The sequence below is a fragment of the Paracidovorax cattleyae genome (assembly GCF_900104515.1).
Lineage (GTDB): Bacteria > Pseudomonadota > Gammaproteobacteria > Burkholderiales > Burkholderiaceae_C > Paracidovorax > Paracidovorax cattleyae.
On the sequence record NZ_FNJL01000030.1, the window covers coordinates 24215 to 38941 of the forward strand.

The 14727-nt window shown below is 70.5% G+C and carries 12 protein-coding genes and 2 pseudogenes; 10 read left to right on the forward strand and 4 right to left on the reverse strand.

Annotated features, from left to right (window positions below; genetic code table 11):
- Positions 1–12: 12 nt before the first annotated feature.
- The 4 genes from BLR05_RS20380 to BLR05_RS20395 all read left to right on the forward strand — a co-directional run bounded on the left by BLR05_RS20380 (position 13) and on the right by BLR05_RS20395 (position 7098).
- Positions 13–3171 carry an efflux RND transporter permease subunit gene (locus tag BLR05_RS20380; protein WP_092838133.1) on the forward strand — a complete coding sequence of 1053 codons (3159 nt, stop codon included), beginning with the start codon at positions 13–15 and terminating at the stop codon, positions 3169–3171.
- Positions 3172–3202: 31 nt separating this feature from the next.
- Positions 3203–4675 (forward strand): efflux transporter outer membrane subunit, encoded by a 1473-nt coding sequence (locus BLR05_RS20385; RefSeq protein WP_092838256.1) that lies wholly within the window; start codon positions 3203–3205, stop codon positions 4673–4675.
- 282 nt (positions 4676–4957) lie between these two features.
- Positions 4958–6082, forward strand: a complete 1125-nt coding sequence (locus BLR05_RS20390) for a Kelch repeat-containing protein (protein ID WP_225979062.1) — start codon at positions 4958–4960, stop codon at positions 6080–6082.
- A gap of 122 nt (positions 6083–6204) precedes the next feature.
- Positions 6205–7098, forward strand: coding sequence for a c-type cytochrome (locus BLR05_RS20395; RefSeq protein ID WP_092838138.1), 894 nt, complete (start codon positions 6205–6207; stop codon positions 7096–7098).
- Positions 7099–7177: 79 nt separating this feature from the next.
- Here the strand turns inward: BLR05_RS20395 and BLR05_RS20400 are convergent, their stop codons facing one another.
- From BLR05_RS20400 to BLR05_RS20410, 3 genes are read right to left on the reverse strand one after another with little or no spacing between them, the layout of a single operon-like run.
- Entirely contained in the window at positions 7178–7726 is a 549-nt protein-coding gene (locus BLR05_RS20400) for a DUF2946 family protein (RefSeq protein ID WP_092838141.1), read from the reverse strand.
- 9 nt (positions 7727–7735) lie between these two features.
- On the reverse strand, positions 7736–8797 hold the full coding sequence (locus tag BLR05_RS20405) for a YheT family hydrolase (RefSeq protein ID WP_092838144.1): 1062 nt from the start codon (positions 8795–8797) through the stop codon (positions 7736–7738).
- Positions 8798–8817: 20 nt separating this feature from the next.
- Positions 8818–9267, reverse strand: coding sequence for a YybH family protein (locus BLR05_RS20410; protein WP_092838147.1), 450 nt, complete (start codon positions 9265–9267; stop codon positions 8818–8820).
- A gap of 223 nt (positions 9268–9490) precedes the next feature.
- On the opposite strand from BLR05_RS20410, the pseudogene BLR05_RS20415 reads away from it, so the two are divergent.
- The 6 genes and pseudogenes from BLR05_RS20415 to BLR05_RS20440 all read left to right on the forward strand — a co-directional run.
- Positions 9491–10075: pseudogene (locus tag BLR05_RS20415) on the forward strand (LemA family protein); the annotation flags it as partial.
- A gap of 14 nt (positions 10076–10089) precedes the next feature.
- A pseudogene (locus BLR05_RS20420) lies at positions 10090–10596 on the forward strand (TPM domain-containing protein); the annotation flags it as partial.
- A 55-nt stretch (positions 10597–10651) separates the two neighbouring features.
- Positions 10652–11227 carry a TPM domain-containing protein gene (locus tag BLR05_RS20425; RefSeq protein WP_092838150.1) on the forward strand — a complete coding sequence of 192 codons (576 nt, stop codon included), beginning with the start codon at positions 10652–10654 and terminating at the stop codon, positions 11225–11227.
- A 136-nt stretch (positions 11228–11363) separates the two neighbouring features.
- Complete coding sequence (locus BLR05_RS20430; RefSeq protein ID WP_107204669.1) at positions 11364–13013, forward strand: NEL-type E3 ubiquitin ligase domain-containing protein; 1650 nt, start codon at positions 11364–11366, stop codon at positions 13011–13013.
- A gap of 303 nt (positions 13014–13316) precedes the next feature.
- Positions 13317–13544, forward strand: coding sequence for a hypothetical protein (locus BLR05_RS20435; protein WP_092838154.1), 228 nt, complete (start codon positions 13317–13319; stop codon positions 13542–13544).
- On the forward strand, positions 13535–13750 hold the full coding sequence (locus BLR05_RS20440; RefSeq protein ID WP_167361308.1) for a hypothetical protein: 216 nt from the start codon (positions 13535–13537) through the stop codon (positions 13748–13750). The genes BLR05_RS20435 and BLR05_RS20440 overlap by 10 nt, the downstream gene beginning before the upstream one ends.
- Before the next feature lie 212 nt (positions 13751–13962).
- Here BLR05_RS20440 and pdeM read toward each other — a convergent pair whose 3' ends face one another.
- Complete coding sequence (gene pdeM / locus BLR05_RS20445; RefSeq protein WP_092838160.1) at positions 13963–14670, reverse strand: ligase-associated DNA damage response endonuclease PdeM; 708 nt, start codon at positions 14668–14670, stop codon at positions 13963–13965.
- Between the last annotated feature and the right edge of the window lie 57 nt (positions 14671–14727).

A 14727-nucleotide genomic window follows, 5' to 3' on the forward strand; every position in this document is an offset into this window, starting at 1 on the left:
GGAGCGCGGCACATGGCCAAGTTCTTCATCGAACGGCCCATCTTCGCATGGGTCATCACAATTTTCATCATGGTGATCGGGGGTATCTCCATCGCCAAGCTGCCGATCGCGCAGTACCCTGCCGTGGCGCCGCCGACCATCCAGGTGTCGGTGACCTACCCCGGCGCCAACGCCCAGACGCTGGAGGACAGCGTGCTCGCCGTGATCGAGCGCGAGATGAACGGCGCCTCGGGGCTGGCCTACATCGAGACGACCAGCCAGGCCAACGGCACGGGCACGATCGTGCTGAGCTTCGAGCCCGGCACCAATGCCGACCTGGCCCAGGTGGACGTGCAGAACCGCCTCTCGCGCGCCACGCCGCGGCTGCCCTCCGCGGTGACGCAGCAGGGCGTGCGCGTGGAACAGTCGCGTTCGAACTTCCTGATGTTCGCCATGCTCACGACGGAGAACCCCGACGTGAGCATCGAGGCGCTGAACGACTATGCGGCGCGCAACGTCGTGCCCGAGCTGCAGCGCGTGGCCGGCGTGGGCACGCTCACGCAGTTCGGCGCCGAGCGCGCCATGCGCATCTGGGTGGACCCGGCCAAGCTCAAGGGCTTCAACCTGTCGCTCGACCAGGTGAACGCCGCCATCCGCGCGCAGAACGTGCAGGTGTCCGCCGGCAACCTGGGCGACCTGCCCGCCGAGCAGGGCCAGCCGGTGTCGGCGACCATCGTCGTGAAGGGGCAGCTCAACAATGCCGAGCAGTTCGGCAACGTGGTGCTGCGCGCCAATACCGACGGCTCTGCCGTGCGGATGAAGGACGTGGCCCGCATCGAGCTCGGATCGCAGAGCTACAGTACCAGCGCACGCCTCAACGGCAAGCAGGCCGTGGGCCTGGGCGTGCAGCCCACGCCGTCGGCGAATGCCCTGGCGACCGCCAAGGCCGTGAAGGCCAAGCTCGAGGAACTCAAGAAGTTCTTCCCGCAGGGCGTGAACTACGTGGTGCCCTATGACACGTCCAAGTTCGTCTCCGTGTCCATCGAGAAGGTGGTGCACACGCTGATCGAGGCCGTGGTGCTGGTGTTCATCGTGATGTTCCTGTTCCTGCAGAACTTCCGCTACACCATCATTCCGACCATCGTGGTGCCCGTGGCCCTGCTGGGGACGTTCGGTGCGCTGCTGGCGATGGGTTTCTCGATCAACGTGCTGACGATGTTCGGCATGGTGCTGGTGATCGGCATCGTGGTGGACGACGCCATCGTGGTGGTGGAGAACGTCGAGCGGATCATGGCCGAGGAGGGGCTGCCGCCGCTGCAGGCCACGCGCAAGGCCATGGGCCAGATCTCGGGCGCCGTGATCGGCGTGACCGTGGTGCTGATCTCGGTGTTCGTGCCGCTGGCGTTCTTCGCCGGCTCCACCGGCAACATCTACCGCCAGTTCGCGGCGACGATGGCCACCTCGATCGCATTCTCGGCCTTCCTGGCGCTGTCGCTCACGCCAGCACTCTGCGCGACACTGCTCACGCCCATCGACCCCGAGCACCACGCCGAGAAGAAAGGCTTCTTCGGCTGGTTCAACCGCTCGTTCAAAAGCACCACGCACCGCTACGAGAGCTGGATGGGCAAGCTGCTGCGCCGCGGCGGCCGCATGATGATCATCTATGCCGTGCTGCTGGGCGCCGTGGCGCTGGTGTACACGCGCCTGCCGACCTCGTTCCTGCCGAACGAGGACCAGGGCTACATCATCACCAACATCCAGCTGCCGGCCGGCGCGGCGCAGTCACGCACCAGCGACGTGCTGCACCAGGTCGAGGACTTCATGCTCAAGCAGCCGGAGGTCGAGAACATCGTCACCGTGGCAGGCTTCTCCTTCTCCGGCCAGGGGCAGAACGCGGGCCTGGCCTTCGTGATCCTGAAGGACTGGAGCGAACGCTCCGGCGCCGAGCATTCCGCAGCAGCGATCTCCGGCCGGGCCTACGGTGCGCTCTCGGGCATCCGCGACGCATTCATCTTCGCGCTGAGCCCGCCGCCCATCCCCGAGCTGGGCACCGGCACGGGCTTCAACTTCCGGCTGCAGGACCGCGCCGGCCAGGGCCATGACGCACTGGTCGCCGCCCGCAACCAGATGCTGGGCATGGCCGCGCAGAGCAAGGTGCTGGCGGGCGTGCGGCCCGACGGCATGGAAGACGCCCCGCAGATGCAGATCGATATCGACCGCGACAAGGCGAACGCCCTGGGCGTGGGCTTCGACAGCATCAGCAGCGCGCTCTCCACGGCACTGGGTTCGTCCTACATCAACGATTTCCCGAACCAGGGCCGCCTGCAGCGGGTGGTGGTGCAGGCCGATGCCGCGGCGCGGATGCGCCCGGAATCGGTGCTCGACCTGCCGGTGCTCAATGCCCAGGGCCAGACGGTGCCGATGTCCGCCTTCGCATCGACCCGCTGGATCACGGGCGCGATGCAGACCGTGCGCTACAACGGCTATCCCGCCATGAAGATCGCCGGCGACTCGGCCCCGGGCTTCACCACGGGCGACGCCATGGCGGAAATGGAAAAGCTCGCCGGGCAGTTGCCCCCGGGCTTCGGCTTCGAGTGGACGGGCCAGTCCCGAGAGGAAAAGCTCGCGGGCTCGCAGGCCTCGGTGCTGTACGCGTTCTCGCTGCTGGCGGTGTTCCTCTGCCTGGCAGCGCTGTACGAGAGCTGGTCGATCCCGTTCTCGGTGATGCTGGTGGTGCCGCTGGGCGTGCTCGGCGTGCTGCTCGCGACGCTGCTGCGCGGCATGTCCAACGACGTGTACTTCCAGATCGGGCTGGTGACCATCATCGGGCTCTCGGCGAAAAATGCCATCCTGATCGTGGAGTTCGCCAAGGACCTGCAGGCCGAAGGCAAGAGCGTGCTGGACGCGGCGCTGGAAGCCGCCCACCTGCGCTTCCGCCCCATCGTGATGACCTCGCTGGCCTTCACCCTGGGGGTGGTGCCGCTGTTCATCGCCTCGGGCGCGAGCTCGGCGAGCCAGCGCGCCATCGGCACCGGCGTGATCGGCGGGATGATCACCGGCACCGTGCTGGCCGTGGTCTTCGTGCCCGTGTTCTTCGTGCTGGTGCGCTCCTTCTTCAAGGGCAGCAAGCGCCAGCAGGAGCATGACGCGCACCAGGCACAGCTGCACCGGCATGCCACGGATGGGGAATAAGCCCGACCACGAACGGCAGGAGAAGAACACCATGCAAGCAACCTACCGCGCACGCCCCGGCATGCGCCCCCTCCTCTGCGCAGCCGCCGCCGCGGCGCTGCTCGCCGGCTGCAGCTTCATTCCGACCTACGAGCGCCCGGCAGCGCCGGTGCCCGCGGCCTATCCGGCCGCAGGCGCCGCCGCGCCGAACGGCGCCCGGGCCGCTGCAGACATCGACTGGCGCGAGTACTTCGCCGATCCCCGGCTGCAGCGCCTGATCGCGCTGGCCCTGGAGAACAACCGCGACCTGCGCGTGGCCGCGCTCAACATCGAGCAGGCCCGCGCGCAGTTCCAGATCCAGCGCGCGGGGCAGTTCCCCACGGTGAACGCCGCGGTGAACGCAACGCGCCAGCCGAGCACCACGACCGGCCAGTACGTCAACAATTACCAGGTCGGCCTGGCGGTATCCGCCTGGGAGATCGATTTCTTCGGCCGCATCGCCGCGCTCAAGGAACAGGCCCTGGCGCAGTACTTCGCGACCGAGGAAGCCCGCCGCGCCACCCAGATCAGCCTGGTCGCCTCCGTGGCGACCGGCTGGTTCAACCTGCTGGCCGACGAGGAGCTGCTCGACATCTCGCGCCGCACGCTGCAGACGCGGGACGAGTCCGTGCAGCTCACGAAGCTGCGGCTCGAGAACGGCGTGAGCTCCGAGCTCGACTTCAGCCAGGCCCAGGGGCTCGCGCAGTCCGCCCGCGCCACCTATGCGCAGCAGCAACGCCAGCGCATGCAGGACGAGAACGCGCTCGCCCTGCTGCTGGGCCAGCCGCTGCCGCAGGACATCGCGGCTACGCTCGACGCACGCACGCGCCTGGCCGATGCACCCACCATGCCGTCGCTGCCCGCCGGCCTGCCGTCCGACCTGCTGGTGCGCCGCCCCGACATCCGCCAGGCCGAGCAGCAGCTCGTGGCCGCCAACGCCAACATCGGCGCGGCCCGGGCCGCGTTCTTCCCGAGGATCTCGCTCACGGCCAGCGCCGGCACCGTCAGCAACGAGCTGTCGGGGCTTTTCAAGAGCGGCTCCTGGGCCTTCTCGCTGGCACCTCAGCTGGCCCTGCCGATCTTCGACGGTGGCCGCAACCAGGCCACGCTGGATTCCGCGCGCGTGGGCCGCGACATCGCCGTGGCGCAGTACGAGAAATCGATCCAGACGGCCTTCCGCGAAGTGTCGGATGCGCTGGCAGGGCAGGCCACGCTGGGCGATCAGTTCACCGCGCAACGTGCGCAGGCCGCGGCGGATGCCAAGCGCTTCGAGTTGTCCGACCTGCGCTACCGCAACGGCGTGGCGAGCTACCTCGACCTGCTGGATGCGCAGCGCTCGCTGTTCACGTCGGAGCAGCTGGTGGTGCAGACACGGCTTCTGCAGCTGCAGAACCAGGTGTCGCTCTACAAGGTGCTCGGCGGAGGCTGGACGGCAGTCCAGGAGACCCCGGCCGCGGCAGGCGGCACGGCGGCGCCGAACTCCTGAGCCGGCTTTCCACCCCTTCCAAGGCGCCCTGCGGGCGCCTTTTTTTTGGCGTGCCGCCCGATCCGTGGAACGCACGACTCCAACGGACGTGCATGCACTGCATGCCGGAAGACCGCTTGCAGCGTTTCGGCGTGCCGCTACCGTCCCTCTCCCGACCACACCAGAACAGCAGGGAGAAAGCCCGCCATGCGCACGCCATCGTCCACCCCTTCCGGCCATCCGCCTTCCGCAGCGCAGCGTCCAAGCCCCGGGCCTGCCCTGCGTCGCAGGAGCCTCGTCGGCATGGCCTGTGCCCTCGCGGCCTGTGCCGCCACGGCGGGACCGAAGCCCGGCCATCAGGACGACGGCGTGTGGACCCGGCTTTCCAGCGAAGGCGCCCCGTCCGCGCGCAGTGCGCCGGTCACCGCGGCACTCCGGGGCGCCATTTACCTCTTCGGCGGCGTGAAGGACGATTTCCGCGCCGGAACCAACGACTTCCTGAACGACCTGCACCGCTACGACGTGCATGCCAACCGCTGGACGCGCCTGGCACCCGCGGGCGACATCCCCTCTCCGCGCGCCTTCTCCGGTGGCGTGGCCATGCCGCAACGCGGCTGGATCGTGGTGTTCGGCGGTGCCCGCTACGCCGCGGACCTGTCGGACTTCACGCCCCTGGGCGACGTCTGGGCCTATGACGCGCGGGCCGGACGCTGGGAAGCGCTGGCGGGCGTGGCTCCCGGCGGCGCCCCGGCCCCGAGCCCGCGGGCGTGCCCCACGGTCTGGCGCGCCGGCGACCAGCTCTATGTGTTCGGCGGCGTGGAGGCCGGGTTCCGCACGCTCAACGACCTGTGGCGGTTCGATGTGTCCACGCGCACCTGGACGCAGCTGTCGCCCCATGGCGCGCCGGGATCGCCACCGCCCCGCTACTCGGGCGCCGTGACCGGCGAGCCCTGGCGCGGGCAGGTCGCGCTCTACGGCGGCGAGGCCACCACCGGCCAGGGCAGCTCCCTCTTCCTGCGGGACACCTGGACGCTCGACCTGCGGACACTGGCCTGGCGGCAGATCACGCCCGTGCCGGGGGAGGACGTCGATCCACCGCAGAACCACGGGGCGGACGCGCTGCTGGGCAGCGGCCTGCTGCTCGCCGGAGGGGACCAGCCGGGCGGCACCACGGGCTGTGGCGCACAGTTCAACCAGAACCCCACCAACGCGCTGTGGCGCCTGGACCTGAACACGGCCACATGGCGGCGCCTCGCGCCGCAGGGCGACGCCTTTCCCCGAATCAAGCGCACCAGCGCGGCCACGGTGATGGGCGAGATGTACGTGTTCTCGGGCTTCGGCTTCGCCTGCGAGGGCGGCAGCGGCGGCCAGGTCTGGAACACCGACGTGTGGCGCTACACGCCGCCGTACCGTTATTGGGGACACTGAACGGGCTCCTTGACCCAGCGCAAGGGTATTGCGGCTGGCCGTTTTCCCTAACGGCCGGCCCGGGAGGCGCTTCCTATAATCGTCCGCTGGTTCCGCCAGACATACCCACAGAGGCCCCCCTCATGAGCGACACCCCCCACGAAGAAGCGCATACCGGCCCGATCAAGACCCCCCGCCAGCTGCTCTGGACGGTGTTCGTCTGCTTCGTGGTACCGGTCTTCGCCATCATCGGCCTCGTGATCTACGTCACCTCGGGCACCAAGCCGGCCCAGGGCTCGGGCAACCCGGAGCGTGCGCTGGCCGAGCGCATCCAGAAAGTGGGCATGGTGGAGGTGCGCGACGCCAACCGGCCGCTGCGCAGCGGCGAGGAAGTCTTCAAGGGCCAGTGCGCCGCATGCCACGCCACCGGGGCCGCCGGCGCACCCAAGTTCGGCGACGCCGCCGCCTGGGGCCCGCGCATCCAGACAGGATTCGAGGCGCTGGTGCATTCCGCTCTGGCCGGCAAGGGCGCCATGGCCCCCCAGGGTGGAGGCGACTTCAACGACACCGAGATCGCCCGGGGCGTGGCCTACATGGCGAACGCAGCCGGCGCCAAGTTCACCGAGCCGGCAGCCCCCGCCGCCGGTGGCGCTTCCGCCGAAGCCCAGGCCGCCGCCACCGGCGCATCCGGCACCCCGGCCCCGGCTGCCCCCGCGGCACCTGCCATGGCTGCAGCGCAGCAGGCTCCGGCGGCCCCCACGGCCGCAGCAGCCACGGCACCTGCCGCCGCGGTGGCGGCCGGTGCGGGCGAAGCGCTCTACAAGCAGGCCTGCCAGGTGTGCCATGCTGCCGGCGTGGCCGGTGCACCCAAGTTCGGCGACAAGGCCGCCTGGGCCGAGCGCCTGAAAGACGGGATCGACGGAATGACGCGCATCGCCATCGCCGGCAAGGGCGCCATGCCTCCGCGCGGCGGCACCCAGGCATCGGACGCGGAAATCCGTGCCACCGTGGAATACATGGCCAACGCCGCCAAGTAGCCGGCGCCAGGGTTTCCGTCTGCCGTGAAAGCCGGTCTGCCCGACCGGCTTTCTTATTGGGTCTCTGCCGCGGCCGGGATCAGTACCGCAGTTCCGAAGGACGCTGCACATAGCCGTAGCGCCGAGGCAACTCGTCCATGCGCACGTCCGCAGGCGTCCAGAGCCCCTGCTCCACCGCACGGGCAGCCAGTTCCATGTCGAGCGTATGCACGAGGCCGAGCACCCGGCCGTCGAACAGGTAGAGCCTTCCGGACTCGTCGAGCAGGCATTCCTGCACGGCCGAGCGCAGGCCGGTGTGCGCCACGATGGAGAAGTCGGCCCCGCCACCACCGTCCCCCGCCTGTTCGATGCGCCACACCACGGGCGTGGCCTCCAGCTCCACGTACACACGCTGCGGCCCGTTCTGGAAGAACCACCGCCCCCGGGCATCGGGCTCGTAATTGCGGTGGATGAAATCGATCAGCTTGTCATGCTGCAGCACGGCGCCGCGCGACCGGGGAAAAGGGCCCTGCGCCTGCACGGCGTCGTCGCGCATGAACCAGCGCCCGCGCGCGTCCAGGCCCAGCCAGCCATAGCAATCGGGTACGTTGGGCCACTTGGCGATGGCCTGCCTGACGATGTCATCCATGGTCCGATCCTAGCCCGCCACAGCCGACGGTGGCGTAGGTGCGTGCCCCGGCGGACGTGCGGCCAGCCCCGCCTGCCCGGCCAGCCATTCGGCGACGGCTTCGGGCATGGCCCGCACATGGCCGGGCAGTCGCCCGAACGCGAAGCCCACGTGCCCGCCGTGCGGCGGCTGCCAGAGCGTTACATGGGCGCCGGCCTGTGCGGGCCGGGGCAGGCTGTCCGCCGGAACGAACGGGTCGTTGAGCGCATTCACCGCCAGCGCCGGAATGCGCACCGCACCCAGCAGGGGCCTGGCGGAGGCGCGGCGCCAGTAGTCGTCCGCGTCGCGGAAGCCGTGCAGGGGTGCCGTGAACAGATCGTCGAAGGCGTGCAGGTCGCGCACCGCGCGCAGGGCATCGCGGTCGAAGAGGCCCGGGTGCTGGCGCCACTTGGCCAGGGCCTTCGGCACCATGGTGTGCAGGAACATGCGCGTATAGACGAGCCGGTTGAATCCCTGCCCGATGGCACGGCCGCCCGCGGCGAGGTCGAGCGGGGAACATATGGCCGCCGCCGCGTCGGCGGTGCGCGCGGCCTCCAGCCCATGCTCGCCCGCCCAGCGCAGCAGTGCGTTGCCGCCGAGCGACACTCCGGCCACGAGCAGGGGCGCGCGGGGCCCGGCCGAGGCACCGCCGGGCCGCTGCCGTTGTGCCATGCGCCGCAGGATCCAGTCAATTTCCTCGTGGTCGCCCGAATGGTAGGCGCGCGGCGCAAGGTTGATCTCGCCGCTGCATCCACGGAAGTGCGGCACGGCATAGTCCCAGCCGCGGACCCGCGCCACGCCGGCGAACGCCTCGGCATAGTGGCTGCGCGACGAGCCCTCCAGCCCATGGAAGAGCACCAGCAGCGGCCGGGGTGGCCCCGGTGCCGCGGCGGGCGCCTCCAGGAAGTCCACGTCCACGAAATCGCCGTCCGGCGCCGTCCATCGCTCCCGCCGGTAGGCCGGCACGCCGCCCTCGGCGCGGCGCGACGCCAGCGCGGGCCAGATGGTCTGCAGGTGGCCGCCGGGAAGCCACCGGGGCGCTACATAGTCCATGGTGCGGCCTTCCAGGCCCGTCAGTGCAGCACCGGCGGCACCGGGCCGGCCACGGCCTCGTGGACGGTGCCCGGGCTCGCGTGGTGGGCGACCAGACGCCAGCCCTGCGGGGTCTTGTGATAGACGTTGGTGGACTGCACCAGCGCCTCGCGCGTGCTGCCCTCCAACCGCACCTCGACATGCTCGACCACGCTGTGCACGGCGCTGGCCAGGGCCTGCACGCGGTGGACCTGCGCGGGCCGGGCGCGCAGCCCGCCGTGCTCGAACATGGCGGTAAAGGCGGCCCGGATGGCGCCCGCGCCCAGCAGGCGGGGCCCGCCGGGGTTGATGCAGACGATGTCGTCTTCTTCCGCCCAACAGGCCATGAGGCGGTCGATGTCGCCCGCCTGCAGCGCCTCGTAGAACGCGGCCTCGGTCTCGTCGGCGGATCCGCCCACCAGGGCGGCGCGGTAGGGAGTGCGTGTGCTCATCGTGGAGTGTCCTGGCATCGGGGCCCCGGCGGGGCCGGATCGGGAAGTGCGCCATTGTCGGAAATTCGGCCGCGCCGCGCATCCTGCCCGTCGGGCGGCCGATCCGCCACATGCGCCGCCCGCTGACGCGGCAGGCCCGGCGGCTGCGGCAGAATGGCCCGGCGCCGGAGCGGCCAGGGCACGTCGCCCCAACGTTCGCAATCCCGCCCGGCGCCCGCACACCATGAAACGCCTCATCGCCACCCTCGCCGCCGCGATAGCCCTCTCGGGCTGCGGCTACAACGACTTTCAGCGCCTGGACGAGCAGAGCAAGGCCGCCTGGAGCGAAGTGCTCAACCAGTACCAGCGCCGCGCCGACCTCGTGCCCAACATCGTCGCCACCGTGAAGGGCGAGGCCGCCTTCGAGCAGGACACGCTCACCAAGGTAGTGGAAGCGCGCGCCAAGGCGACCTCGATCCAGGTGACGCCCGAGACGCTGAACAACCCCGAGGCGTTCAACAAGTTCCAGCAGGCGCAGGGCGAACTGTCGTCGGCGCTCTCGCGCCTGATGGTGGTGGCCGAACGCTATCCCCAGCTGCAGGCCAACCAGGCGTTCCGTGACCTGCGCGTGACGCTCGAGGGGACCGAGAACCGCATCACCGTGGCGCGCAACCGGTACATCCAGACCGTGCAGGAGTACAACGTGCTCGCGCGCAGTTTCCCGACCAACCTGACGGCCAAGGTGTTCAGCTACGAGCCCAAGCCCAGCTTCACCGTGCAGAACGAGGCGCAGATCAGCACGCCGCCGACGGTGGATTTCTCCCGCCCTGCACCGGCCGCGCCCGCCGCGCCGGCTTCGCGGGCGGGATCGACGCCGCGCTCGGGCAGCTCAGCGCGCGCATCGCAGGCGAGAACCTGCCGGCGCCCACGGGCCACACGCAGGCAGCCCGCGCCGAGCGCGGCGTGGACTGGAACGATTTCGCGATCTTCCTGTTCTTCGGGGTGATGGTCGGCGGCCCGGTGGCCCGCGGCATTTTCGGCAACCGGGCGGGCGGGCTGCTCATGGGCGGCGCAGCGGGCCTCATCGCCTTCCTGTTCACGGCCAGCGTGCTGCTGGCGGCCGGGGCAGGCGCCGTGGCGCTGCTCTATACATGGCTCTTCGGCGGACGCGGCGTGGCGGCCGGCCGCCGCGGCGGATTGCGGGACGGATTCTCCACGGGCCTGGGTACCGGTATCGGCATGGGCGGCTGGAGCGGCGGCCCGGGCGGTGGAGGCAGCAGCGGCAGCGGTGGCTTCAGTTCGGGCGGCGGTGGCGACTTCGGCGGCGGCGGTGCGTCGGGCGACTGGTAGACCTTTCCCTCCCAGGCCGCTTTTCCCCATCAACATCCAGGACCGGATCCGCTCCATGCCCTCCACCTCCCGCCCCCCTGCACCGAAGCATCCTCCGGGACTGCCCGCCCGGATCGTGCGGCTCCTGCGCCACCGCTGGGCAGAAGGCGGACTGCACCGCGCGCTGCCGCCCGACCTGCTCGAACGCCTGGCGCGCCGCGTGGCCGCCAGCGAGGCGCGGCACACGGGGCAGATCCGCATTTACGCCGAAGGCGGGCTGCCGGCGAGCTACCTGTGGCGCGGGGCATCCGCGCGCGAGCGCGCCGTCACGCTCTTCGGCAAGCTGCGCGTGTGGGACACGGAGCACAACAACGGCGTGCTCATCTACCTGCTGCTGGCCGAGCATGCGATCGAGATCGTGGCCGACCGGGCCCTCGCGCGGACCGTGCCGCCCGCGACCTGGAGCGAAATGGCCGCCCGCATGGGCGAGGCCTTCCGGCCCGGACGCTACGAGGACGGACTGACGCAGGCCCTGGAGGAAGTGTCGGCGCTGCTGGCGGAGCATTTTCCGGCCGGCCCGGGCCCCCGCGGAGCCAATGAGCTGCCCGACATGCCTTTGCTGGGTGGCCATGCATTGCTGAAGGGGCGGTAGCCGGAGTCCGGCTCCTGGCATCCCGCCGGTTCGCGAATCGACCACCTGCTGCGCATGGACGCAGGGTGTGCCACACCGGCCGCGCGAGCATGGCGCCATCGCCCGTGCCAGAGCACGGCAGGAAAGTACGCCTCCCATGCATCCTCCCACCAGGCCCTCCGGTAGCGCCAGTCCCCGCGCGCGCAGCCCCCGGCACGACAGCGGCAGCGACACCGAGACATCGCCGACGCGGCGCGTGCGTGCGCGCACCACGGAAACCGGCTCCAGCCTGGCGGGACTGCTGCCGGCACGCCAGGCCGCCGCGGCGCCCTTGTCGGAAGCGGGTCCTTCCCGCCGGCCGCCCCGCGCCGCCGTGCCGCCGCGCACGCCACTCCCCGGGCAGCCTGCGGACAGCGCCGGTGCCAGCACCAGCACTGGGGCTGGCACCGGCACCCAGGCAGCGCCCGCACAAGCCGCCGCAGACACGCAGGCCCCCGAATCCCTGCGCCAGGAACTTGCGGCATTGGGCATCCAGGGGCCGCCCGGCCGTGAGCAATTCGTTCCCCTGGTCATGGCGGCCGTGGCGCACCCGGACCTCGAGCCACGCATCCACCAGGTGGCTGCAGCCCTTCTCGCCCACCAGGAGGGCACCGGGCACGAGGTCGGAGAGGCATTGCGCTCGCTCTGGCTTTTCTTCCAGCTCTGCAGCCCTGCCGCAGCCCGGGTGATCGAACGCATTCTGGTCCCGGAAGGTGTTCCCGAGGCCGGCGGCACATCGTCTTCGGACAACGAAGCCACCGGATCCGACGAGGACGACAGGGGCCTCGTGGGAGACCTGGAGCACCTGGGCGCGCCGCTGGGCATCCAGCTGCAGACCTGGCTGGGCGATGCGGCCCGTACCTCCACGGTGGATCTCCATGCCTTCGACGAGGAAGAAGCCGCCCCGGCCTTCGCCCGGATGCTCGAGCGCCTGCATCAGGAAGCCCTGCCTGAACTCTCGGGCACCGCACGGCGCGAGATGGAAAACCAGGTGAAGACCGCCTTCACGGCGATGACCCGGGATGCCGAGTTGCGCAATGAGGTGTTCCTGATTGCGCAGACCGCCCTGGGCAGCTGCCAGGACAACGTTCTGGAGGGCTTCTCCAAGGTGATGCTGTCGGTGCGAAAGCTCCAGTTGGTGATGGCCGCGCGCCGCGGTCTGCTGAACGAAGCGCAGCTTCACCAGTGGACCAGCCAGCAATTCCGGCTGGCCCTGCTGGAAACCGCCGTGGGCCGCCTCATCAGCGAGATGCTGCAGCGCACCGACATGACCCCCTGGGAGAGGGACAAGTTGCGGGAGGACCCCATGGAGACGCTGGCCCATGCCAAGTCCGCGCTCAGGCAGGCCCTGGAACTTCCGAAGGACACTGTGCAGCACCTGACGAGCGTGGAAATGAGCGTGCTCGACCCGGAACACCTTGAGGCCCTGAAAACCCAGGTGCAGCAACAGGCAGCGGACCCGCAGGCCTACCGCGCATTCATCCTGCAGCACGACACCTGGCGTACCTGCATGCAGGTGCTGCACCCCTCGGTCTTCCGGCCGCTGGAGGCGGCCCGTGATGCGGACCCCTTCCACGAACTGGACATCCCCGAAGACTCCGAGAGCCCTGCCGCCTACGCCTATGCCGAGGCAGGCCGCCAGGTCTACGAGCGCTGGCAGGCTTCGGTGCAGCGTGCCCTGGAAGGCCTTGCGGACCAGGCACGGTACACCCCGCCGCGGCCGCAGCCGCAGGACCCGGGCCCATCGTCAGGACAGGGCGCCGCCTGACCGCTCCAGCCGGCCGGACGCCCCGGACTGCCGGCACGCAGCAGACACTGGCACCCCGCTCCAACGCCGGACCTGCACATCCGACCCAGCGGCAGGATTCCGCCGCATCGCCGCGCGAGGTGGGCAGCGACATGCATGGCAGACCCGCCCCGGACCAGGGTTCCTGGCTGATGGACATGCTGGACGCGACCCGGAGCAGGCTTTCCGGGCATTGCGCGCCGCCACCGACCTCCTGGCGCAGTTCGGGACGCCGCCGAACTCTCGCTGAATCTGGTGCACCAGGAGGAACCGCCGGGTCGGGAGATGAGCCGATGGACCGGCGGGGAGCACGACGCGGCGGAGCTGTGCGGCCGCTTCGACGATGAACCCGGCGCGCCCGCCTTCGCCCGCCTGCTGGCGCGCCTGCGGGAAGCCACCGCAGCGGGATCGTCTTCCGCGACGGCAGCGGAGCGCGCCGCGCACGTGGCCTCCGTGATCGAAGCCATCTCCCGATCTCCCGGAGCACGGAACTGCGCGAGCAGGTGTTCCTGATCGCGCAGACCGCCCTGGGCAGCTGCAATGACAACGTACTGGAAGGCTTCTCCAAGGTCCTGCTGGCCGTGCGCGACCACCAGATGGTGGACGGCATCCGCAGCGGCCGGGTGGATGCCGCTCATTTCCACCGCTGGGCCGGCAGCAGTTGCGGCTCGCGCTGCTCGAAAGCGAAGTCACCCGGTTCATCCAGCGGCAGCTCCTGAGTGCGGACCTGAGGGATGGGTTGCGCAAGCGGTCGAGGACATCCCCGAGGAACTGGCTGGGCAGATCGACTGTTCCGTACGGGCCCGCGCCAGGGAATCGCACTGGCGGCAGGAGGAGGACCGGGTGCTGCGGCAGCTGGCAGGCTTCGACCACCCACGCGGCGAATCGGCCAGTCCCGAGCCGCCCGGCGCCTGAGCCCGAAGCGCCGCGTTCAGGCGCGGCGGGCGGCCCCTGCGGCCTTGTCCGGCACCGGCCACACCCGTCCTCCGCCCACGGCGAAAAACCGCCGCCCCGGCGCAGGCGCCATCGACTGCCCGCCCGTGAACTCGCCGAAGGCGGGCAGCAGCGTGCCGCCGGCATCGGAGCCTTCAGCCGCGTCCGCCACGAAGCACGGCAGCCGCAGCGCATCGCGGCCCGGCCCCCGCAGCACCACGGCGGGATGCACATGGCCGGCGAGCACATGCAGCGCAGCGTGCCGCTGCGGATGGTGGCAGCAGGCGAACGGCCCGAGCGGCCAGGGCTCGTCCACGATCGCGATACCCAGCTCCGCAGGCGGATCGCCCGCATGGCTGTCGTGGTTGCCGCGCACCAGAACCACCTCCAGCGCCGCATGCATCGCACGCCAGGCCGCGAGCGATGCCAGCACGGCGGGCGAGCGCGCCTCGGCCGCATGCAGGAAGTCGCCCAGCACCACGAGCCGCTGCGCGCCCTGTTCCGCCACGAGCGCGGAAAGCCGCGCGAGGTTGTCGCGCGTGGTTCCGGAGGGCACGGGCAGCCCGCGCGCGCGGAACGTGTCGGCCTTGCCCAGGTGCACGTCGGCCACGAAGAGCGTGCGCCCATCGGGCCACCAGAGGGCATGGCCGGCGAGCAGGTGGACTTCGGTACCGGCGAGGTGAAAGATGGCGGATGCGCCTGTCAATTGAAGGGGTCCCTGCACAGCGATGAGAAAGCGCCATTGTCCCGGACCGGCAGGCCG